This window comes from Pseudomonas sp. Q11 (assembly GCF_024494355.1).
Classification (GTDB): domain Bacteria; phylum Pseudomonadota; class Gammaproteobacteria; order Pseudomonadales; family Pseudomonadaceae; genus Aquipseudomonas; species Aquipseudomonas hefeiensis.
Map to the genome: position 1 here is coordinate 256,705 of NZ_JAKNQY010000001.1, position 22,106 is coordinate 278,810.

Sequence of the window (22,106 nt, forward strand, 5' to 3'; positions counted from 1 at the left end):
ATCGCTGCTAACGCGACATACTGTGGTTGACCCAAACGAGATGAGCTGGATAACGCGGCATGGACAATGCCCCTGCCGCGCTTCACATCAGTTTTTCTTGGGGCCTACCTTCATCAGCAACATGACGCCGATGATGGCCGAGAGGGTGGAGCCCAGCAGCACACCGACCTTGACCTCATCGACCAGGTGCGGCGCATTGGGAAATGCCAGCGCACCGATGAACAGGCTCATGGTGAATCCGATCCCGCACAACAGCGCCACGCCGTACATCTGCGACCATCTGGCCCCTTCAGGCAGTTTGGCCAGGCCGAAACGGATGGCCAGCGCTGCCAGCCCGAATACCCCGAGCTGTTTGCCCAGCAACAGCCCCATCGCCACGCCCATCGGTACGGGATCAATCAGGTTCTTCGGCGAAATACCAGCCAGGGATACACCGGCGTTGGCGAAACCGAAGATGGGCACGACCGCATAAGCCACCCACGGATGCATCTTTTCTTCGAGGTAGAGCAGCGGCGACCACCCTCCTTCGTTGGAGTCCCCCAGCGGAATACACAGGGCAAGAATGACCCCGGCCAACGTCGCATGGATGCCCGATTGCAGCATGAAATACCAGAGCAGTGCACCGGCTATCACATAGGGAAACAGCCGTTTGACGCCGCACCGGTTGAGTACCACCAGCAGTGCCGTAACGCCCAGGGACGCCAGCAACATGTTCACCGACAAATCGCTGGTGTAGAAGATCGCGATGATGAGGACGGCCCCAAGGTCATCCAGGATCGCCAGCGCGGAGAGGAAGATTTTCAAGGAAATGGGCACACGCTTGCCAAGCAGCGACAGCACCCCCAAAGCAAACGCGATGTCAGTCGCGGTGGGAATCGCCCAGCCGCCCAAAGTCTGCGCATTGCCCCAGTTGATCGCCACGTAGATCAGGCCCGGCAACAGCATGCCGCCCAGCGCCGCAAATCCCGGCAGGGCCCGTTGACCCCAGCTCGACAACTGACCTTCAAGCATTTCACGCTTGATCTCAAGGCCGACCAGTAAAAAGAACAGAGCCATCAGGCCATCATTGATCCAGTGCCCCACCGAAAGCCCCAGGGCTTTGATGTGCAGCGTGGAGAAGTACACTTCTGACCAGGGCGAATTGGCCACGATCAGCGCGGCCAGGGCGGAAGCCATCAGGATCAGGCCACCGGCGGATTCAGCGGCGAAAAAACGGGAGAGGAAAGCCATGGCGGAAGGTGACTCACTTTTATTATTCAGGCGCAACGGTTCCGGACTCATAGGCACAGCGACTCCGCGCTGGCGGCCCGACCTGCGCTTGATTAAACCTGCCCTGCCGCGGTTTGCGGTGACACCCTTGGGCCGTATTCTATACAAAAGGTACTGCCCGAGGGTGGGCGGTTTTCTAATTAGGCCCTATGGCGGTTATCCCGTAGTAAAGTGCATGCCACCGACATGAGAACCCACTTTGAGATACCTGAAGTGTCCAAGATCCAGTTTGAATGGCCTCGCGCGTCACGCCCCCAGTCAGCCGCTACGGTAACAGCATGATCGAAATCACCGAAGTCTCCATCGCACAACTGCGCGCAGCACTCCAAGCCGGTCAGACGACCGCGGTCGAGCTCGTCCAGGCTTACCTTGCCAGGATCGATGCCTACGACGGCGCCGACACGTCCACCGCCCTCAACGCTGTGGTTGTGCGAAATCCAGATGCCCTGGAAGAAGCACAGGCGTCCGATGCCCGTCGCGCCAAGGGGCAAACCCTGGGTCCCCTTGATGGCATTCCCTATACCGCCAAGGACAGTTATCTGGTGAAGGGGCTCACAGCCGCTTCTGGCAGTCCGGCGTTCGCGAGCCTGATCGCTTATCGCGATGCGTTCACCATCGAACGGCTTCGCGCCGCCGGGGCGATTTGCCTGGGCAAGACCAATATGCCCCCGATGGCCAACGGCGGCATGCAGCGCGGGGTGTATGGCCGGGCTGAAAGCCCCTATAACGCGGACTACCTCACCGCGCCTTTCGCATCGGGCTCCTCGAACGGTGCAGGCACTGCCACCGCAGCCAGTTTCGCCGCGTTCGGCCTTGCCGAAGAAACCTGGTCGAGCGGCCGAGGCCCAGCCTCGAACAACGGGTTGTGCGCCTATACACCTTCGCGCGGCGTGATTTCGGTACGCGGCAACTGGCCGTTGACGCCAACGATGGACGTTGTCGTGCCCTATGCCAGGACGATGGCGGATCTTCTCGAAGTGCTCGACGTCGTGGTGGTGGATGATCCTGACACCCGGGGCGATCTGTGGCGCATGCAACCCTGGGTACCCCTTCCGCCTGTCGACTCGGTTCGCCCCATCTCATACCCAGGCCTTGCCGCCCACAAGGAGGCGCTCGCGGGGATCTGCTTCGGTGTTCCGCGCATGTACATCAACGCCGATTCCGAAGCGGGCACGGCTGAGGCTCCCGGCATTGGCGGGCCGACGGGGCAGCGAATCAACACCCGTGCCTCGGTGATGGCGCTGTGGGAAGACGCCCGCAAGACGCTCCAAGCCTGCGGCGCGCAAGTGGTTGAGGTCGATTTTCCGCTGGTGTCCAATTGCGAAGGTGATCGCCCGGGCGCACCGACCGTGTTTACCCGGGGCCTGGTGTCCAAGGAGTTCCTGCACCATGAGTTGTGGGACCTGTCGGCCTGGGCGTTCGATGATTTTCTGCGGGCCAACGGTGATCCAAAACTCGATCGCCTGGCCGATGTCGACGGGCCGCTGATATTCCCCCACGACCCGGGCACTCTGCCCAATCGCGAGGACGACCTTGCCGCCGGCATGGATGAATACGTCAGGATGGCCGAGCGCGGCATTACGCCGTGGGACCAGATCCCCACCCTGGCGGACGGACTGCAGGGCCTTGAACAGACACGTCGAATCGATCTTGAAGACTGGATGGATCGGCTTGGGCTCGATGCGGTGATATTCCCGGCAGTCGCCGACGTTGGCCCCGCAGATGCTGATATCAACCCGGCGTCCGCCGATATCGCCTGGAGCAACGGGGTCTGGGTCGCCAATGGCAACCTCGCCATCCGGCACCTGGGCGTGCCCACCGTGACTGTGCCGATGGGCGTGATGGCGGACATCGGCATGCCCGTGGGGCTGACGTTTGCCGGACGGGCCTATGACGATTCGACCCTGTTGCGCCTGGCTTCGGCGTTTGAGTCGGTGGGTTCCAAACGGATGATCCCGCCACGGACGCCGCCGTTGTCGGGCGATAAAAAATAAATATGGCGGGGTTGCGCCACCCTTTCATCAAAGCCGGAAGTATTGCTGCATGGCCCGGGAGAGCAGGCTCACCACCTCATTGGCATGTGAAGCCTGCGCTCGAATGAACACCACCTCGTGCTCCGGCACCAGGGGCAGATCATCGAGGATCTGCATCTTGTCCGTCACCCGGGCGCGGTCAATCAGGCTGATCGCCGAGCCCGCCTCCACACACGCCTTGACGGCCTGCGTGGAAGGGCTTTCCAGGACAATGCGCGATTTGCGAGCGCATTGCTTCAGCGCGTCCATCATGGCTTGTCGGTAAGGGCACTGCGCCGCATGCACGGCCAGTGGTAGCGGTTGCGTCGAGGCAATCACGCTATTGATCGGGCCAACCCAAACAGGCGTCGTGGAGGTTAGCAGCAGAGACTCTGCGCCCGGCTGCTCCTTCGGACGAGCAATCACCGCAGCCTGGAGTTTTTCACGTTGAACCTGGTCACGTAGCGCATAGCTCGGCCCCGTCCTGAGCTCCAATACCACGTTCGGCCAGGCGGCGGTGAATGTCGGGAGGATGTCGCGGATGACATGGTCCGCATATTCATCCGGCACACCCAAGGTGATGCGCCCCGCCAGGCGGGTTCCATGCAGGTCGGCCAGCACCCGGTCGTGGGTGCTGAGCAACTCTGTGGTGGACAGGAGCAAACGCTTGCCCAGTGCGGTCAGGGAAACCGCCTGATTGTCACGGTTGAGCAACCGTCCGCCGGCGACCGTTTCCAGCCGCTGAATGTGCACGCTCACCGCTGCCGGGCTTTTGTGCAGTTGCTCCGCCGCCGCGCTGAATTTCCCTATGCGCGCCACCGCATGAAAAGTCCGTATCAGTTCAATATCGAGTATGGCCGGCATAATTCAACCTTTGTGAACGACTTCTGCACTATATTTTGATTTATTAGATTACCCTGCTTTCGTAGCCTGTGGGGCATGAACCCGTACCGATCGATCTCATGCCCTTCCCTATCCAAACCTGAGTGGCACCAGGCGATACCCCTTGTCTTACTCGAGGCGGCGCTGGTGGTGACCTGGAGTTCAGGGTTCATCGGTGCGCGTTTCTCACTTGATTACGCGCCGCCGTTACTGGTGGTGTTCTGGCGCTGCGTGCTGGTCACACTCGTCCTGTTCCCGTTTGTCGCCAGGAAGCTGCGGCGAACCTCGCCTGGCGTGCTTCTGAAAAACGCAGGCATTGGCCTGCTGGCCATGGCGGGCTATCTGGCGGGTATCACTCAAGGCATTGCTTTGGGTGTGCCAACGGGACTTGCCGCCCTGTTCGCTGACTTGCTGCCCATTGGGCTGGCTCTGCTGGCCGCAGGCCTATTGAAGCAGCGACTGGCCTGGCGAGTCTGGGCAGGTCTGGTCACCGGCCTGGCCGGTGCCGCGCTGGTGACCCACGGCGCATTGGCCTGGGGCGATGCACCCTTGTGGGCTTATGCCCTGCCGCTGCTTGGCATGCTTTCACTCGCCATCGCGACATTGTGGCAAAAGTATCTCCCGCCATCGCAGTCCCTGGGACTACTGCCCAACCTATGGCTGCAATGCTGCGTTTCGGGCTTTGCATTCGCTCTCGTCGAAGGCGTACAAGGCAGCCTCGCGCCGATACCCAGCACAGGTTTTGCACTGAGTGTCCTGTGGACCGCGGGCTTGTCTACGATTGGCGGATATGGGCTCTACTGGCTGTGTCTGCGCCGCGCGACAGCCACGCGGGTCGCCAGCATCCTGTACCTCAGCCCACCCGTTACGATGCTGTGGGCCTGGGCCATGTTCAACGAGCCACTTTCCTGGCAGATGGTGTCGGGCATGGCGGTGTCCGGAATCGGTATCTGGCTGGTGGTGCGCACCGAAGCCCGGCAGGCGCGGCGGCCAGCGGCCGGCAGGGCCTCGTAACCGTAGTCACTCCATTGCAGCGGGACTCGACAGCGCTTCATAGCTGTCAGTCTTCACTTTCCAACTCACCCTCAAGCCACTCAATCAGTGCTCTGACCTCAACCCGATCGCCACCCTGCGAACTTCTGAAAACCGAGATCGCCTCAGGCAAGGGAACACTTTGCGCGCAAGGCCTCACCAGAGCCCCACGTTCAATCAACCTTGCGGCGGTGCGGCGCCATCCCAATGCAATTCCGTGCCCCTCGACTGCTGCTTGAAGCATCAAGGGATAGCTGTCAAATACAGTGCCTTGAAGATCACCCTCCGGTATTTGTCCGAACGCCTTTAGCCAACTCCCCCACTGCATCCATTGAGGCGGCGTGGTGCGATGGTGCAGAAGCGTGTAGCGGGCCAGCTCACTGACCTGCATGGGCGCTTGGACATTGAGGTAATGAGGACTGCACACCGGAAACACCTCATCGGTCGCGGTAAAGACCAGAACATGCGCACCACTGGGACGCCCAGTGCTTTGTAAGGCCACGTCAAAATGCTCATTGAACTCAGTCAGCGGCCGGGTTGAAGTGGCTACCTGGATTTCGATCTCAGGGTATTGCTGGTGGAATGACGAAAGGCGCGGCATCAGCCAGTAGAACGCTTCGCACAATTGGCACAGGAGCACGACACGGTGCTTGCCAGGCGTCTGACGAAGGGTGTCGGCGACATCGCTGATACTTCGCAAGGCGCTGCTCACCACACGCCCTAGCTCGCGTCCTTCCTGGGTTAGAAACACTGCGCGGTTGCGGCGACTGAAGAGCTTGAGCCCAAGGCTCTCTTCCAGTCCCCGTATCTGCCGACTGACCGCCGCTTGGGTAATGTGCAGTTCCTCGGCGGCCTTGGAAAAACTCTCCAGCCGGGCCGCTGCTTCAAAGGGCAACAAACTGGCAAGCGGCGGTAAAGACTTTCCAAGCGTATTCATAATCACCGGTAATGCATCCGAGGCTGAGAACTCGTTTGTAGCATAGCTTTGACGCTGTGCAACATGAGCTGAATGTTCCCGTGGATAGACCGATGCTCATGAGAGACTCAAACACCACCGCAGGCGTGGCCCTTGCCGTCATCGCCACTCTGAGTTGGGCCTTGAATTTCGTTGCGCCCTACGTCACCGGTGCCTATTCGATCTACGACTTGATGACTGTTCGGTTTCTGATCGCCGGTACGTTGGGTGCGGGTGTCTTGGTGTTTTATCGAGCCGAGCTTCGATCCCTGAGCCGCGAACAGCAGCTTCTTGGCGCAAGCCTGGGGATTATCGGATACCTCGGATATAGCACCTGCATTGCCGCCGGGGTGATTTATGGCGGGCCGGTACTGACCCCGGCGCTCATTGGTATGGTGCCGCTTCTGCAGGCCGTGCTCGGCAACGCCACCAGCAAAACCATCGCATGGCGCAAGCTCGCGATACCACTGGCACTGATGACAGGCGGCCTGTTGCTGTTGAACGTCGGCAGTCTCAATCACCCCCTAACTGGCGACAGTTCCTGGCGTAAGGGGCTGTTCTTCTCAATCAGTGCTGTTGTCCTGTGGCTCGCATTCGCCGCGTTGAATCAAAGGGCCGTGGCCAAACTTGCCGTCAACGCATCAGGGGCCTGGACCGGCCTGATGATGGCAGGCGCGGGGTTGGGCACCTTGATCGCCCTGCCTGCCGTACAGGCGCTTGATCTTCTGAAACTGCCGAGTCTGGGCTTCAGTATTTCTCTGGCTGGACATGTGTATGCCTGGGGGTTCTTTATCGCGCTGATGTCGTCTGTCGTCGGCGCCTGGGCGTGGAATGCCGCGTCCCGCCGCCTGCCCATGGTCCTTAGCGGGCAACTGATATCCCTGGAGTCGCTCTTCGCGACGGTACTGGGCCTGGCGTTTCATCAGCGGCTGCCCACACTTTGGGAAATCTCTGGCCTTGCCGGTGTTCTTATCGGTGTAGTTGTGGCTGTTCGTATCATCCTGACACCCAGGGAATCGATCGCCCGCGTCCAACACAATGAGTACATCGCCAGGCGCACCCGGTGATGCATCTTTCACTGATCATCGTTTCGCGCCAGACTCATTCGATTCCCTGACTGCAAGGATAGCCAGCATGATCTCTCACGTTTTCTTAGGCATAGGCGATTTCGACCGCGCGTTCGCTTTCCATTCAAAGATAATGGCCGGGCTGGGCCTTACGTTGAAGTTCTGCGACGCCACTAAAGGCTGGGCCGGTTGGGTTTGCGAGGGCTCGCCTCGGCCGATCTTCGTGATTGGAAAACCATTTGACGGCAACCCAAGCGCGCCCGGTAACGGTCAGATGGTGGCGCTGCTGGCACCCAGCCGGGAGCTTGTCGCACGCAGCCACGCAATGGCGCTGGCCCTGGGAGGAACGTGTGAGGGAGCGCCTGGATTGAGGCCCCATTACCACCCCGACTATTACGGCGCCTATTTTCGAGACCTCGACGGCAACAAGCTGTGTGTCTGCTGTCATGAGCCGGCATCGGATTAATCGACCGTCATAATGCGAGCCTTCGGCATGCGATCGCACAGACTGCCGGATTCGCACAACCGGCAGGCCCAGACCGCTAGTCAAAACTGCCAGGCGGGAGGCGACCGACCGCGGGTCTTGCGAACAGGTAGCCCTGCATCAGATCGATACCCAGGTCCAGGAGCGCTGCGCGTTCTCCACGCGTCTCAATACCCTCGGCTATGACGGTAATACCCAAGCGCTTGGCGACCAGGACAATGCCCTCGACAATCGCCTGCTTGACGGTGTCTTGATCAATCGTGCGGGTCAACGCCATATCAATCTTCAGCACTTGCGGCTGAAACATGGCCAGCAGATTGAGTCCTGAGTAACCGGAGCCGAAATCGTCAATGGCGGTGGTGAAACCCTGGCGCTCGTATTCCACGAAAATCGACTTGAGGTGGTCAGGATCTACCACCTTCTCGCCTTCCGTCACTTCGAACATGAGTCGGTTTGGCGGGAAGTTTGTATGACGCGCCGCTTCCAGGGTTGCCCGTATACAGGTCTCGGGCCTGTACACGGCATTGGGCAGAAAATTGATGCTGAGCAAGCAATCGGCAATGTCCAGAATGCCCAGCCTGGCGGCTTCCTCGATCGCCTTCACACGGCACGCCTGGTCGAACCGGTAGCGGTTACTGTCATTGACCAGCCCGAGAATGTAGCCTGCCGATTCGCCATTGACACCCCGCACCAACGCCTCATAGGCGAACGCAGTGCGCGTTCGCACATTGAAGATGGGTTGGAAGGCCATTGTGAAATCGAACCCCAGCGCCTCATGGTTGCGGCATTCGGCGCAACCAAGGGATTTGAAGGCTGGATCGGAGGAGTCTTGGGTCATGATCAGTATTCCGTTGCTTAACGGGGCATCCCCTGCACTTGCAAGGAACTGTAGTCGACTTCACTGGCCAACGGCGAGGCAACCTTCAATACGCATCAACCTACCCAGCCGATGGCCGTTTTCGGGATGACCTCGGACTCATCGAGCTTCGAAGCAAACATGCTCACCGCTTCGAGCGCGTCACTGGTGCCGGTTCTGATCTGCAAGATAACCGATCCCGCCTGATCAGCCAGGGTTACACCACGCAGGGCGCCCTCCTGGGTCACTGTCATGCTGGCGACGGCGTCACGGGTTTCCGAAAGAATCAGGCCAATCATCTCGGCAATCTCGGCCGTCGAACGGCTGGTGCGTCCGGCCAGTTGCCGGACCTCATCGGCGACAACCGCAAACCCCCTGCCTTGATCGCCGGCCCGCGCCGCTTCGATGGCCGCGTTAAGGGCAAGCAGATTGGTCTGGTCGGCAATGCCGCGAATGGTATTGACGATCGCCGTGATCTCTTCTGAACGAGCGCCCAACTGGCCGACCAATCGTGCAGAGGCCCCGATATTGTCAGCGATCTGGCGCATTTCCCTGGCCGTCTGCTGGATCACTTGCGAGCCCTGCTCGGCGACTTTCTCGGTCTCGGCAGAGATGTGGTAGGCACGGGAAGCACCGCGCGAATCCTCTTCGAATTTCTCGACCCGTTCGCTGATGTCACTGGCGAACTTGATGATTTTGCTCAGCTTGCCTTCGGCATCGTAGACCGGGTTGTAGCTGGCCTCCAGCCAAACGACCTTGCCGTGCTTGCCCAGACGCTTGAATTGACCACTGAAAAACTCACCGCTATTGAGGCGACGCCAGAAATCGCTGTATTCGGCGCTGCTCACCAACTCCGGCTCGCAGAACAGCCGGTGGTGCTTGCCTTTTAGCTCCGCCAGTGAGTAATTCATGACGCTGAGAAAGTTGTCGTTAGCGGTCAGGATGTTGCCGGTCAGATCGAATTCGATCACCGCCATAGCGCGATCAAGCGCGGCCAGCTTACCTTGGGTTTGCGCCTCGTTTGCCACCCGCGCAGTGACGTCGAGTGCATACTTGACCACTTTTACAACGCGGCCTTGCTCGTCCACCACAGGGTTATAGCTGGCCTCCAGCCAGACTGTCCGTCCCTGGCCATTGACTCGCTGAAAAGTGCCGGATACGAATTGACCGGCCCGCAGCCGGTCCCAGAACTGACGATACTCTGCACTGCTGACGAGCGCGGGCGTGCAGAAATCCCGATGAGACATACCGGCCAGTTGATCTGCCCGATGCCCCATCGTGTTCAAGAAGTTCTCGTTGGCACGCAATACCTTGCCATCGGGGCTGAACTCAACAACAGCCATCGACCGCTCCAGAGCGCCAATCAATCCTTTGTATGTTGCCAATTCAGCTGTCCTAGCTGTCAGTTCACTTTTCAGCGTTGAATTAAACATGACATACCCTCGATGAACCCTTCAATCGATCGGACCTTATTGAGGATATCGGCGAGTTAACAGAAGGCTAAATACGGCGTGAATAATTATGTTTTGACGCCAAATAAACCGCTTTAAGTCCTCGGCGACATCCTTGGCGCCGGCGACTTTACGCCTCTAAGCACGGGCTCATTGATTACGCGTCACCCTCCACACCGTATTTGCAAGATCGTCGGCAATGATCAGGGCTCCGCGCGGGTCGACCGTGACACCGACAGGCCGCCCACGAGTTTTGCCGTCGGAACCCCGAAAACCCGTAGCGAAGTCAACCGGCTCACCCGTCGGGCGACCGTTGCTGAAGGGTACGAAGATAACTTTGTAGCCCACCGGATTGTCACGGTTCCAACTGCCGTGCTCGCCAACGAATACGCCTTCGGCGTATTGCTCACCCATCGCAGGCAGGGAGAAATCGACACCCAGCGCGGCCACATGCGACCCCAGGCTGTAATCCGGTTTGACTGCGGCGGCCACCTTGTCCGGGTTCTGCGGCTGCGCGCGCGGATCGACGTTCTGGCCCCAATAGCTGTAGGGCCAGCCGTAGAACGCGCCCTCGCGCACCGAAGTGAGGTAATCGGGTACCAAGTCGGGGCCCAGTTCATCACGCTCGTTCACCACCGCCCACAACTGCCCGGACTCAGGCTGTATCGTCAACGCCGTCGGGTTACGCAGGCCGGTGGCGTAAGGCTTGTGGGCCCCCGTCTCGGCGTCGATCCGCCACACCATGGCCCGGTCAATTTCGACCTCCATGCCGCGCTCGGTAACGTTGCTGTTGGAACCGATGCCGACGTATAGGAAGCGCCCATCGGGACTGACCGTCAGGGCCTTGGTCCAATGGTGGTTGATCTCGGACGGCAGGTCAGTGACCTTGGTCGGCGGACCGCCGGCCTTGGTCTGGCCTTCTTCATAATCGAAGCGGACCAAGGCATCCTGATTGGCCACGTATAACTTGCCATCGGCAAAAGCCAGGCCGTACGGCGCATTGAGATTTTCGGCGAATACGGTCTTGAGTTCGTAGGTGCCGTCCCCATCGGCGTCACGCAGCAGGGTCAGGCGATTTCCGCCCTTGACCTGGGTGTTGCCCTGCGCCTTGATCATGCTGGCGATCACGTCCTTGGGCTTGAGCTTTGCTGCGTTACCCCCACGGCCTTCGGCCACTAGAATGTCTCCGTTGGGCAGGACGAGGGTCTGGCGCGGAATTCTCAAGTCGGTCGCGATGGCCGCGACCGTGTATCCCTGGGGTACCGTTGGCTTCTGCTCGCCCCACTGTGTCGGCTCGGCAATTTTCATGCTGGGCAACAGCCCGCGTTGGGGCTCCGGCAGTTTGGGGTCCGGGCCGCGTGCTTGGGTGGCGTCCCCTTCACCCCCACAGGCGCTGAGTAACAGCGCCATGCTCAAGGCAGTCAGTGCGATCGAATGCCTCATTGCACACCTCCCGAACGCAGGGTGAGCCCTGTCCACGCCGTGACACTGGCCAGCAGGGTCACGATGACAGACAGCACCAAACCCATGGGCATAGCAGCCCAAGCGTCCTTTGCATGCTCGAAGGCGTTGACCAGCCCCAACACCCAAGTGACCAGCAATAACAGCAGATACATCAAGGGGCGCCCTGCCTTGTGGTCCGCCCGAATCAGATTGATAAGGGCGAACAGCAACGCCAACCCGCCGAAAACCAGCCCACCGGCAATCAACCAGGAGGCGAAGTTGCTCCACTGGATCTGGTAGGTCTTGTAGTAGGCAATGTCACTCAGTAACGCTGCGAGAAACAGCGCAACGGTGCCGCCCAGCAAGATCGCGTGAAGCGGGCCTGGCGTGGCTCTGTAGTAGGGCTGAGCAGTAACGGTCATGGGGCCTCCTTATGGTTCAGCGACCCGGGACCGATGTTCATGACGGATAGATCGGCCGATCAGGGTCGTATTGATTACGCACAAGGAAAGGGATCGTGCCGTTAAAGCGTTAGTTCCCGATATTTCATGTCGCTATTGCTTAACCTGCTTTGAAGCGATCAATGCAGAATCTGGCTCAGGAACAGCTTGGTGCGGTCATTCTGCGGGTTGTCGAAGAATTCGTTCGGCGCGGCCTGCTCGACGATTTCCCCCTTGTCCATGAAGATCACGCGGTTGGCCACGGTGCGGGCAAAGCCCATTTCGTGGGTCACGCAAAGCATGGTCATGCCGTCTTCGGCCAGGCCGATCATGGTGTCCAGAACCTCTTTCACCATTTCCGGGTCAAGTGCCGAAGTCGGTTCGTCGAACAGCATGATTTTCGGTTTCATGCACAGGGCACGGGCGATGGCCACACGCTGCTGCTGGCCGCCGGAGAGCTGGCCCGGATATTTGTGCGCCTGCTCTGGAATGCGCACGCGCTCCAGGTAGTGCATGGCGATTTCCTCGGCCTTGCGCTTGGGCATCTTGCGTACCCACATCGGCGCCAGGGTGCAGTTCTGCAGGATGGTCAGGTGCGGGAACAGGTTGAAGTGCTGGAACACCATGCCGACTTCACGGCGGATCGCTTCGATCTGTTTCAGATCCGAAGTCAGCTCGCTGCGGTCCACGACGATGCTGCCTTGCTGGTGCTCTTCCAAGCGGTTCAGGCAACGAATAGTCGTTGATTTTCCGGAACCGGAAGGGCCGCACAGTACGATCCGCTCGCCCTGACGCACGCTCAGGTTAATGTCCTTGAGCACATGGAACTGACCGTACCACTTGTGTACGCCTTCCATGCGAATCATGGCGTCGGCGCCCGCAGGTTGATTGAAAATTTCACTCATCACAAAACTCCCATGCAGAAGACCCAGCTCGTCCTAGTGAAGAACCGCCTGTAAAAATTGTCGTGTCCGGGCTTCTTTGGGCTCGGTAAATATCTGTGACGGCGGCCCGGTCTCGACTATTCGTCCGTCATCGAAAAACACCACCCGATCCGCCACCTCACGAGCAAAACCCATTTCATGGGTCACGACGATCATGGTCATGCCTTCACCGGCCAGCCCTTTCATCACGTTCAGCACGTCACCAACGGTTTCCGGGTCCAGCGCCGAAGTGGGCTCATCAAACAGCAATAACTTGGGTTTCATGGCCAATGCGCGGACGATCGCCACCCGCTGTTGCTGCCCACCCGACAGTTCTGACGGATAGCCGTCGGCCTTGTGCCGTAGCCCTACACGCTCGAGCAGCGCCAACGCATGGCTCTGCGCTTGAGCCTTTGATGCGCGCTTGAGCTTGACCGGTGCCAGGATCATGTTCGCCATCACCGACATGTGGGGAAACAAGGTGTAATCCTGGAACACCATGCCCACCTCCTCGCGCAGCTTCGCCAGCGCCTTGCGATCCCCAGCCTTGACCGACTCACCGTTGCCAATCACCACCGTGCCTGCAGAAGGCGCTTCGAGGCTGTTCAGGCACCGGATGAACGTGGACTTTCCTGAACCGCTGGGGCCGATGATGACCACCACCTCGCCTTCGGCAACGTCCATATCCACACCCTTGACCACTTCGTGATCACCGAATTTTTTGTGCAGTCCGCGTACCGTCAGCATCGTACTCATAAGCCTGCCTGCGCCCGGGTGGCGGCTTGCAAACGGTCATGGGCCGCCGCCAGACGGTCACGACGGGCCTGATTGGCATCAAGCTCCTTGGCGATACGGTTATTGGCTCGAAGCAGGCTGGGTTTGAGTGACAACATCGATGGCCCGCCGGCGGAAGTCCGCGCCTGTACGTTGGCAGTCGGATCGAGGCAATCTCGCACTTTGTGGGCAGGCAAATTCAGCGCATGCCCCAGTTGCTCCATGGCACATGTGTCGAGCATGGTGGTATCGATCTGGTGCGCCAGCATTCCCGCATCCATGGCCATGCGCACAACCCCACCCACCACGTGATGGGCCTCGCGGAACGACAAATCGGCGTGCTGCACGATCAGGTCAGCCAGGCCGGTAGCGGTAGAAAAGTCCTCGCCGGCACGGCGCACCGCCAACTCGATGTTCGGCGTCGCGGTGCGCAACACTAGCTCCAACAGTTTCAGGCAGCGCAAGCTCTCTTCGGCAGCCTCCCAGAACCCACGGGTGCCCTCACGATTGCCGTCGCCGGTGTGGGAGAAATTACTGCCCTTGATACTGATGCTCGCCCCCATCAGTAAACCGACGATGTGCCCGCTGCGGCCCTTAAGGTACTCCAGCACCGTGGGATTTTTTTTCTGAGGCATGATGCTCGACGTGGCAGCCACGCTGTCGGGAAAGTCGATCAGGCTGAATTCGTGGGTGCTCCAGACGAAATAATCCTGGGCCACGCGACTCCAGAACACCGCCAATAAGCTCAGGTGCGACAGACTTTCCAGAATGAAGTCCCGCGAGCCGACCGCGTCCAGGGCGTTATCCAGATAACCGTCGAACCCTAGCAGTTCGGCGGTGCGCCCGCGATCAATGTTGAAGGGCGTACCGGCGAAGGCCGCCGCGCCCAGAGGGCTTTGGTTCATGGATTCCAGAGTCTGGGTCAGGCGCAGGCAATCGCGAGCCAGGGCCTGTTCCACCGCCGAAAGGTAATAGCCGTAGGTGATTGGCTGCGCGGGCTGCAGATGTGTATAGCCCGGCATTACCACATCGGCGAACACCTCGGCGTTATTGATAGCTGTCTGCCGGACCTGAAGCAACGCATCGATCAAATCCATCAGCACTTCACGGCAGCGCAACCGGTCCAGGGTGGCCAGGATGTCGTTGCGGCTGCGCCCGGTGTGCAGGCGACCGCCGATGTCGGTGCCGATCAGCCCGATCAGGTGTGCTTCGTAGTTGAAATAGGCATCTTCACGGGACGGATCAAGCGTCACCTCGCCAGGCCCGGCTTGCTCCATGTCGAGAACGCCCCGGGCCAAGACCGCAGCATGCTCGTCGCGGATCAGCCCTTGCTCGGCAAGCATCACGATGTGGGCTTTATTGATGTTGCCCAGGATGTCGAACCCCTCGGCAAAACCCTGCAGCCGCGGCCGATAGATGTACTCGTTGACTTGCGGGGCGGTGGCTTCCTTCAGGCGTCGGCTGACTTTGGATGTTTGCATGTTGGAACCTCTTTAGGAGTGGCACGCGTCACTGGGCGACCCAGTCGACGTTCGAGATAACGGCTGAGCCAGCTCAGCAGTGAACAGATGATGAAATACACCAGCAACACCAGGCCGTAGACGGTGAACGCAGGGCTCACGCCGCTCATGACAGTGTCGCGTTCGATGATGATCTGGCCGACCTTGAGAAACTCGCTGACACCCACCAGCGCCCCGAGTGACGTGGCCTGGACCAGCATGGTGAGCAGGCCGGTATAGGCAGGCAGGATGGCGCGCATCGACTGCGGTGCGATCACGTACAGATAGATCTGCCAGGGCCGTAGTCCCAGCGCCCAGGCGCTCTTCCATTGGTGCCGGGCCACCGACTCCAGGCCGCCGCGCACAATCTCGATGCCATTGGCGCTACCCCAAAGGGTCAGGCCAGTGGTCACCGCCGCGAATGGACTCAGATCCAGCCCCAGCATCGGCGCGCCGAAGAAGATGAAGAACACATTGACGATCAACGGAATCGAGCGAAACAGCTCGACATAAGCGTGAATCGTCCACCACAACAGACGGTTCTTCAGTGTCGCCAGTACGCCGAGAACAACGGAAATCAGCGTGGTGAACAGCAGCACCACCAGCGCCAGGCGCAGGGTCATCCACAGGCCTTTGCATACAAAGGCCCAGTTTTCGATTAGAAAATTCATTGAGGCCTCAGTGCTGGAAAGGTCGTTGCAAACGGGCCGAGAGCCTTCCTGTCAACAGCGCCAGAACCCCTACCAGCGCCAGGTAAATCACGCAGATCGCGCTGAACATTTCGATGGCGCGAAAATCCGTGGCGATGCGATCCACCGCTACGAAGGTCAGCTCGGCAAGACCAATGGCCTGCAGGTAGGAAGAGTTTTTGAGCAACGAAATCGAAGTATTCAACACCGCTGGAAGACTGGTTCGAAACGCAATAGGCAAGGCCACCAGACAAAAGTAGTGCGCCGGCTTGAGGCTCAGTGCAAGGCTCGCTTCACGCATGCCAGGCTCCACCGTGGCCAGCCCACCCCTCACGTTCTCGATCTGATAGGCCCCGGCCCAGAGCGACAGGCACAATACGCCGGACCAGAACAGCGACAGCCCCATACCGATGGCGGGAAGCCCGTAGAAAATGAAGAACAGCTGCACCAGGATCGGCGTGTTGCGGATCAATTCCACGTACACCACCATGACCTGAGCCAGCACCGGCACCTTCATCACCCGCGCTGCACCACCGAGCACACCGATGAGCAACGAGCAGGCAATGGCCAGTACCGATACTCGCAGCGTCATCAACACGCCCTCGAGCAGCGCCGGCCACTGGGCCAGCAGATAGTTGAAATCGAAATCCATGAGCGACGCCCGGTCAAAGGGCTTCGGCAGGCTTGGCCTGCTCGAAGACGCTTATGTAGTAGCCCTGGATGTTCTGCGGCACGAACTGCTGGATCCAGCCACGAAAGAGCTTCTCTTCGTGCATGCGCGCAACCGCGGCGCTCAGGTAGTCGCGCCATTGCTCATCGTTCTTGCGCACACCAATAGCGGCATCGGAAATCTGGAATGGCTCATTGAGCAGCCGCGCGTCTTTGTCATTGTCCGCCACCACGACAAGCGTCGCGGCATCATGGGTATAGGCATCGGCACGTCCCTGGCGGAAGGTCTGCAGGGCATCTGCCGCGCTGTTCATGCGCAGGGTCTTGACGTCCGGCATATGGTCTTCGAACCACTTGGCTTGCACCGAGCCCTTGAGGGTGGCGAGGGTCTTGCCCTTGAGGTCAGCGATCTTCTTGATCGAGCTATCCTTCTTCACCACCACATCACTGGCGCCCCACCGGTACGGGGTACTGAAGTCGATAACCCGAAGACGTTCGGGCGTGACGCCCAGCGTTGCGATCAGGAAATCGACCTTGCGACCCAGCAACTGCGGAACGCGGTTTTCAGCTGTGACGCAGGTGAACGACACTTTGTCTTTGGAACCCAACGCCCACAGCGCAACCTGCTTGGCCATCTCCACTTCGACCCCGGCGAATTGACCGCTGTTGTCCTGAAAACCATAGGGCGGTTGGTCGCAACGCACACCGGCGCGCAGTTGACCGGCCTCCTTGATTTCATCGGGAACCGCAGGGAGCACGACTGTTTGGGCCTGCGCCAGACCACCCAGCGCCAGGCACGAGAACGCCAACGTACTGCCAAGAATTTTGAATGAAAACGACATGATGCCTCCTGGTTTACATATCGGCATCGATCGGCGCTGAACGCTAAACGACACCATGAAATACAAGGGCAGAAATGAGATAAAGAGCGGCGTTTTTTTATGCTTATGACTGCCGTATGCTCGAACTGCATCGCGTCCCGCCTTCGCGTTCACGACGATGTAAAAGATTTATAAAGCCTCCAGCTCATGCAAACAAATGACAATTCGTCAGTCATTCATACCGAATTGATATGGGAAGCCATGAACTTCAAACAAGTCGAAGCCTTTCGCGCGGTCATGTTGAGCGGCTCGATGACCGCCGCGGCCGAGTCCCTGCACACCTCCCAGCCCAACATCAGCCGACTGGTAGCGCAACTGGAACGCAACGCGGGCTTCAAGCTGTTCGAACGGGTCGCCGGTCGTCTGTTACCCACCGCCGAAGGAGCCGCGTTGTTCGCCGATGTCGAGCGGGCCTTCATCGGCCTGCATAGCCTTGAGAGGTCCGCACAGAACATCCGGCTGGCAGGTACAGGACGATTGCGGATCGCTGCCGTTCCTTCGCTGTCATTGACCGTGTTGCCGCGGGTGGTCCAGCGCTTTCGCCAGGAAACCCCCGACGTCGCGATCTCGCTCCATACCAATGACTCACCGATGGTTGCGCATTGGGTCGCCTCGCAGTTCTGCGACCTGGGCCTGGCGTCGTATGTCGGTGAAGATATGCCGGGGGTGACAACCCAGGCGATTTGCGACGTGCCCGGCGTCTGTGTATTTCCCAAAGGTCATCGACTGAGCGCGTTGACCAGCGTCGGTCCGCAAGACCTCAAAGGCGAGGAGTTCATTTCGCTGTCGCAGAATGACGGTTCACGCGCTCGGGTCGATCGGGCGTTTCCCGAAGACAGGGGGCATCGAAAGCTGAACCTGGAAACGCCTTATGCCGCCACCGTTTGCTCGCTGGTGGCACTGGGTCTGGGCGTGAGCATCGTCAGCCCGATCGTGGCGTTGGAATACCTGCACACCGGTATCGAAACCCGCCCCTTTCGCCCACAGATACGCTTCTCGACCTACCTGCTGTTACCGGCAGACCGGCCGCAAAGCCTGCTTACACAGCGGTTCGGACAACTGATCCATGAAATGCTCGCCAACGCGGCGAAAGACTGGCAGTGACGGGCCGCCCGCCGCTGTCAGGCAAGCCGCATTGGCTTGCCTTGGTCAGGCCGCTCGGTTGCCAGCGCGCCGTCAGTCAACCCTCCCTGACCGGCTGCAACACGCCGGCAGCCTCAGGCTTTTTTGCGAACAGCCGTTGCGGCAACAGGAAGTACGCCAGTGCAGGCAACAGGATCAGCGCACCGAGCATATTCACCAGGAACATAAAGGCCAGCAGGATGCCCATGTCGGCCTGGAACTTGATCGGCGAGAAAGCCCAGGTCGCCACGGCGATAGCCAGGGTGATGCCGGTCAGCAGAACCACCTTGCCAGTGAAGAGCAGCGCGCGGTAATAGGCCTCGGACAGCGAGGCGCCGGCGCGCATGTGGGTCAGGATCACGCTCAGCACGTAAAGCGCGTAATCGACACCGATGCCCACCCCGAGGGCGATCACTGGCAAGGTGGCCACCTTCACGCCCATGCCCAGGCCAACCATCAGCGCCTCGCAGAGGATCGAGGTGAGCATCAGCGGCAGCACCGCGGCGAGCACCGCACGCCAGGAACGGAAGGTCACCCAGCAGAGCAGGATCACGGCACCGTAGACCCAGAACAGCATCTCGCGCATGGCCTTCTTCACCACAATGTTGGTGGCCGCCTCGATTCCGGCGCTCCCCGCGGCGAGCATGAACTTCACGTCCGGCAGTTGCTGCTGGGCGATAAAGGCTTCGCTGGTCTGCACCACCCGCTCCAGGGTGTCGGCCTTGTGGTCGGCCAGGTACACGTAAAGCGAGAGCAATGAACACCCCTGATTGAACAGCTCACGTGGCGCACGGGTCTGTACCGCGCCGAGAGCCCCGTCGTTGGGGATCAACTCGTACCACTTGAAGTTGCCCTCGTTATACCCGGCGGCGGCGATCTTGCTCAGGGCGGCCATGGAGTTGGTCGACTCGACACCTGGCAACTGCTCCAGTTGCCAGGCCAAGGCATCCACCGCCGCCAGGGTCGGATAGCGGGTGCACTGGTCTTCCGGGGTTTTGACCATGACCACGAAAATGTCTGAACTGGCCGCGTAGTTTTGCGTCATGAAGGCCGCATCGCGGTTGTAGCGCGAGTCTGGACGCAGCTCCGGGGCGCCGGGGTCCAGGTCACCGATTTTCAAGTGCAGGCTGACGGCGAAACCGCCGACCGCCAGCGCCAGGCCCACCAGGCAGGCCCCATAAGCCCAGGAGCGCCGGGTGAAGAGGTCGAGGAAACTCCAGAGCGGATGCTTGACGTTTGCTTTCAACTCGGCGGTTTCGGCCCGCAAACTGCGCTCGGCCGCCTTCGCGCCGACACCGATATAACTGAGCAGAATCGGCAGCAGGATCAGGTTGGTGAAAATCAGCACCGCCACGCCGATGCTGGCGGTAATCGCCAGGTCCTGGATCACGCGGATCTTGATCACCATCAGCACCGCGAAACCCACCGCATCACAGAGCAACGCGGTCATGCCGGCGGCAAACAAGCGGCGGAAGGTATAACGCGCGGCGACGACCCGGTGCGTACCGCGGCCGATGTCCTGCATGATGCCGTTCATCTTCTGCGCGCCATGGCTCATGCCGATGGCGAACACCAGGAAAGGCACCAGCGCCGAATAAGGATCCAGGTCGTAACCGAGGCTGGCGAGCAGGCCGACCTGCCAGAGCACCGCCACCAGGGAGCACAGCACCACCAATGCAGTGCTGCGGGCGCAACGGGTGTACCAGTAGAGCACCACGACCGTCACCAGCACGGCCACCACGAAAAACAGCATGACCTGCACCAGCCCGGCAATCAAATCGCCGATGATCTTGGTGAACCCGGTGATGTGAATCTGGATTCGATCGCTCTGGTATTTGTCGCGCAACGCTTCCAGTTGCCGGGAGAACTCGCCGGCATCCAGCGCCTTGCCGGTCACGGGATTGATTTCCAGCAGTGGCACGAATATCACGCTGGACTGGAAGTTGCCCGCCACCAGTTGGCCGATCTCGCCGGAGCGGGCGACGTTGGTGCGCACCTGCTCCAGGCTGGCCGCAGAACCGTCATAGGTGTCCGGGATCACCGTGCCGCCATCAAGCCCCTCCTCCGTCACCGCGGTCCAGCGCGTGGTCGGCGTCCAGAGCGACTTCATATAGGGCTTGTCGACGCCCGGCAGCAAATAGATCTCGTCGTTGAGCCTGGCGAGAACATCGAGGTAGTCCTTGTCGAAAATGCTGCCGTCCTTGACTGCCACGGCAATGCGCACTGAGTTACCCAGGCCGCTCAATTCGCTGCGTCGCTCAAGAAAATTGGCGACGTACGGGTGCGACGTCGGAATGGTTTTTTCGAAACTGGCATTGAGGCCGATCTTGCTGGCCTGGTAACCCAGCACCAGGGTGGCCAACAGGCAGAGCAGAATCACCCAGGGGCGATGATTGAAGATCGCCCGTTCGCCCATGTTTCCGGAACGCGGATCGAAATCCTCCAGACGGGCGATTACCACTTGCTGTTCGAGGGCGGGATTATGGTCGTTCACATCGGACTCCGAATACGGCCGCATAGGGCTCTGGCAAGTGTTTCAACGTTGCGCCGAGTAAAGGTCATGCTTGAGGCGGGTCACGCCACTGAGGCCGACACCAATCAAGCTGCCATCCGGGGCGGACACCAGACCGGCGATCGAGGTGCCGGTCGGGCCTTTCAAATGCCGCAAGCTGCGTCCCCGATCGAGGCTGAGCAGCAGATCGCCGGCCTGGCTGGCCAGGATCAACGCGCCATCTGGCGAGCGGGTGCCGGCTGACAAGGCCACCTCCAGACCGGTTTCGATGCGCCGCCAGTTGACGCCCTGGTCACCGGACCAATAAGCGTTGCCGCGCAGACCGAAGACCACCAGCTCTCCGGCGGCACTGCCCTGCACACCGAAAAAACTGCCGTCATAGGGTGAGTCGAGCGCCTGGAAAGTGCTCCCATTGTCAGCCGAACGCAGCAGCAGACCGCGTTCGCCAACGATGAACAGCGCACCGCCCGCCGGGCGAATGCCGTACAGGTTGAGGCCCTCGGGGTTATCCACCTGCTGCATCCACGGCTGCCAGCTGTCGCCACCGTCAGCAGTGCGCAAGATCAGACCATAGGCGCCGACCACATAGCCGTTGCGACGGTCGCTGAAATACAGGTCGAGAAAGGGTTTGTCCGGGCCATCGGCGACCAGCCACTCGGCATCCTTGAGCCGCTTGGCGTCATGGCCTTGTTGAGCCGAAACCAGCGCCAGCTGCGCCGCTGCGACGCCATCGAGTTGCTTGAGCCAGGTTTCGCCACCGTCGGTGCTGTGAAGAATCACGCCCATATGACCGACAGCCCAGCCCTGCTCGGCATCCACGAACTGCACCGCCGTCAGGCTGACGCTGACCGGCACACGGGCCTGACGCCAGCTCTGGCCGGAATCATCAGAGAGCAGGACGATGCCGCGTTCGCCAACCGCCACCAGCCGATCGCCCGCCCGGGTTACCGCCAGCAGCACCGCACGGGGTGCCTTGGCACTCTGCAAGGCCGACTGGTTGAGTAGTGCAATCCCCGGGCTGGCCGTCGCCCAGCCTGATACTGATAACACAGCCAGCAGCAAGGCCACCGGTAGCGCCCGCATGAGTGAAAAATTACCTTTCATGTCCGCTCCAACCGCCGCAAAAGAGTTATCCAACCGCTGATC

At 60.1% G+C, this 22,106-nt stretch carries 20 protein-coding genes and 1 pseudogene; 5 read left to right on the forward strand and 16 right to left on the reverse strand.

Annotated features, from left to right (window positions below; all coding sequences use genetic code 11):
- Nucleotides 1-87: 87 nt before the first annotated feature.
- Nucleotides 88-1,281, reverse strand: a complete 1,194-nt coding sequence (gene nhaA / locus MA884_RS01125) for a Na+/H+ antiporter NhaA (RefSeq protein WP_256228555.1) — start codon at nucleotides 1,279-1,281, stop codon at nucleotides 88-90.
- Between the two features lie 266 nt (nucleotides 1,282-1,547).
- Between nhaA and MA884_RS01130 the strand changes: the two genes are divergently transcribed.
- Nucleotides 1,548-3,263: an amidase gene (locus tag MA884_RS01130; RefSeq protein ID WP_256228759.1), complete on the forward strand. Its 1,716-nt coding sequence runs from the start codon at nucleotides 1,548-1,550 to the stop codon at nucleotides 3,261-3,263.
- 27 nt (nucleotides 3,264-3,290) lie between these two features.
- Here the strand turns inward: MA884_RS01130 and MA884_RS01135 are convergent, their stop codons facing one another.
- On the reverse strand, nucleotides 3,291-4,145 hold the full coding sequence (locus MA884_RS01135; RefSeq protein ID WP_256228556.1) for a LysR family transcriptional regulator: 855 nt from the start codon (nucleotides 4,143-4,145) through the stop codon (nucleotides 3,291-3,293).
- Nucleotides 4,146-4,220: 75 nt separating this feature from the next.
- On the opposite strand from MA884_RS01135, the gene MA884_RS01140 reads away from it, so the two are divergent.
- Nucleotides 4,221-5,177: a DMT family transporter gene (locus MA884_RS01140; protein ID WP_256228557.1), complete on the forward strand. Its 957-nt coding sequence runs from the start codon at nucleotides 4,221-4,223 to the stop codon at nucleotides 5,175-5,177.
- Between the two features lie 46 nt (nucleotides 5,178-5,223).
- Here the strand turns inward: MA884_RS01140 and MA884_RS01145 are convergent, their stop codons facing one another.
- Nucleotides 5,224-6,132: a LysR substrate-binding domain-containing protein gene (locus MA884_RS01145; protein ID WP_256228761.1), complete on the reverse strand. Its 909-nt coding sequence runs from the start codon at nucleotides 6,130-6,132 to the stop codon at nucleotides 5,224-5,226.
- A gap of 92 nt (nucleotides 6,133-6,224) precedes the next feature.
- On the opposite strand from MA884_RS01145, the gene MA884_RS01150 reads away from it, so the two are divergent.
- Together MA884_RS01150 and MA884_RS01155 are read left to right on the forward strand one after the other, a co-directional pair.
- Nucleotides 6,225-7,217 carry a DMT family transporter gene (locus MA884_RS01150; protein WP_256228558.1) on the forward strand — a complete coding sequence of 331 codons (993 nt, stop codon included), beginning with the start codon at nucleotides 6,225-6,227 and terminating at the stop codon, nucleotides 7,215-7,217.
- A gap of 67 nt (nucleotides 7,218-7,284) precedes the next feature.
- On the forward strand, nucleotides 7,285-7,683 hold the full coding sequence (locus MA884_RS01155) for a VOC family protein (RefSeq protein WP_256228559.1): 399 nt from the start codon (nucleotides 7,285-7,287) through the stop codon (nucleotides 7,681-7,683).
- Between the two features lie 76 nt (nucleotides 7,684-7,759).
- On the opposite strand, the gene MA884_RS01160 is transcribed toward MA884_RS01155, so the two are convergent.
- From MA884_RS01160 to MA884_RS01205, 11 genes and pseudogenes are all read right to left on the reverse strand, one after another.
- Nucleotides 7,760-8,539, reverse strand: coding sequence for an EAL domain-containing protein (locus MA884_RS01160; RefSeq protein WP_256228562.1), 780 nt, complete (start codon nucleotides 8,537-8,539; stop codon nucleotides 7,760-7,762).
- A 95-nt stretch (nucleotides 8,540-8,634) separates the two neighbouring features.
- Nucleotides 8,635-9,129: a methyl-accepting chemotaxis protein gene (locus MA884_RS27915; protein WP_371134715.1), complete on the reverse strand. Its 495-nt coding sequence runs from the start codon at nucleotides 9,127-9,129 to the stop codon at nucleotides 8,635-8,637.
- Between the two features lie 93 nt (nucleotides 9,130-9,222).
- Nucleotides 9,223-9,990 (reverse strand): annotated as a pseudogene (locus tag MA884_RS27920) (PAS domain-containing protein); the annotation flags it as partial.
- A gap of 168 nt (nucleotides 9,991-10,158) precedes the next feature.
- On the reverse strand, nucleotides 10,159-11,451 hold the full coding sequence (locus MA884_RS01170) for a sorbosone dehydrogenase family protein (RefSeq protein WP_256228565.1): 1,293 nt from the start codon (nucleotides 11,449-11,451) through the stop codon (nucleotides 10,159-10,161).
- The gene (locus tag MA884_RS01175; RefSeq protein WP_256228567.1) at nucleotides 11,448-11,873 is read right to left on the reverse strand and encodes a DUF2231 domain-containing protein; all 426 of its coding nucleotides are present in this window, start codon (nucleotides 11,871-11,873) and stop codon (nucleotides 11,448-11,450) included. The genes MA884_RS01170 and MA884_RS01175 overlap by 4 nt, the downstream gene beginning before the upstream one ends.
- Before the next feature lie 158 nt (nucleotides 11,874-12,031).
- Nucleotides 12,032-12,796: an amino acid ABC transporter ATP-binding protein gene (locus tag MA884_RS01180; RefSeq protein WP_305518209.1), complete on the reverse strand. Its 765-nt coding sequence runs from the start codon at nucleotides 12,794-12,796 to the stop codon at nucleotides 12,032-12,034.
- A 33-nt stretch (nucleotides 12,797-12,829) separates the two neighbouring features.
- A complete protein-coding gene (locus MA884_RS01185; RefSeq protein ID WP_305518211.1) occupies nucleotides 12,830-13,570 on the reverse strand; it encodes an amino acid ABC transporter ATP-binding protein in 741 nt (246 codons plus the stop codon).
- Nucleotides 13,567-15,069 (reverse strand): argininosuccinate lyase, encoded by a 1,503-nt coding sequence (gene argH, locus MA884_RS01190; protein ID WP_256228568.1) that lies wholly within the window; start codon nucleotides 15,067-15,069, stop codon nucleotides 13,567-13,569. The genes MA884_RS01185 and argH overlap by 4 nt, the downstream gene beginning before the upstream one ends.
- The gene (locus tag MA884_RS01195) at nucleotides 15,039-15,758 is read right to left on the reverse strand and encodes an amino acid ABC transporter permease (RefSeq protein WP_256228570.1); all 720 of its coding nucleotides are present in this window, start codon (nucleotides 15,756-15,758) and stop codon (nucleotides 15,039-15,041) included. The genes argH and MA884_RS01195 overlap by 31 nt, the downstream gene beginning before the upstream one ends.
- A gap of 7 nt (nucleotides 15,759-15,765) precedes the next feature.
- On the reverse strand, nucleotides 15,766-16,428 hold the full coding sequence (locus MA884_RS01200) for an amino acid ABC transporter permease (protein WP_256228571.1): 663 nt from the start codon (nucleotides 16,426-16,428) through the stop codon (nucleotides 15,766-15,768).
- Nucleotides 16,429-16,441: 13 nt separating this feature from the next.
- Nucleotides 16,442-17,287: a transporter substrate-binding domain-containing protein gene (locus MA884_RS01205; protein WP_256228572.1), complete on the reverse strand. Its 846-nt coding sequence runs from the start codon at nucleotides 17,285-17,287 to the stop codon at nucleotides 16,442-16,444.
- Between the two features lie 240 nt (nucleotides 17,288-17,527).
- Between MA884_RS01205 and MA884_RS01210 the strand changes: the two genes are divergently transcribed.
- On the forward strand, nucleotides 17,528-18,430 hold the full coding sequence (locus MA884_RS01210; protein WP_256228573.1) for a LysR substrate-binding domain-containing protein: 903 nt from the start codon (nucleotides 17,528-17,530) through the stop codon (nucleotides 18,428-18,430).
- 76 nt (nucleotides 18,431-18,506) lie between these two features.
- On the opposite strand, the gene MA884_RS01215 is transcribed toward MA884_RS01210, so the two are convergent.
- Nucleotides 18,507-20,864, reverse strand: a complete 2,358-nt coding sequence (locus MA884_RS01215) for an RND family transporter (protein ID WP_256228765.1) — start codon at nucleotides 20,862-20,864, stop codon at nucleotides 18,507-18,509.
- A gap of 120 nt (nucleotides 20,865-20,984) precedes the next feature.
- Nucleotides 20,985-22,064: a YCF48-related protein gene (locus MA884_RS01220; RefSeq protein ID WP_256228574.1), complete on the reverse strand. Its 1,080-nt coding sequence runs from the start codon at nucleotides 22,062-22,064 to the stop codon at nucleotides 20,985-20,987.
- Between the last annotated feature and the right edge of the window lie 42 nt (nucleotides 22,065-22,106).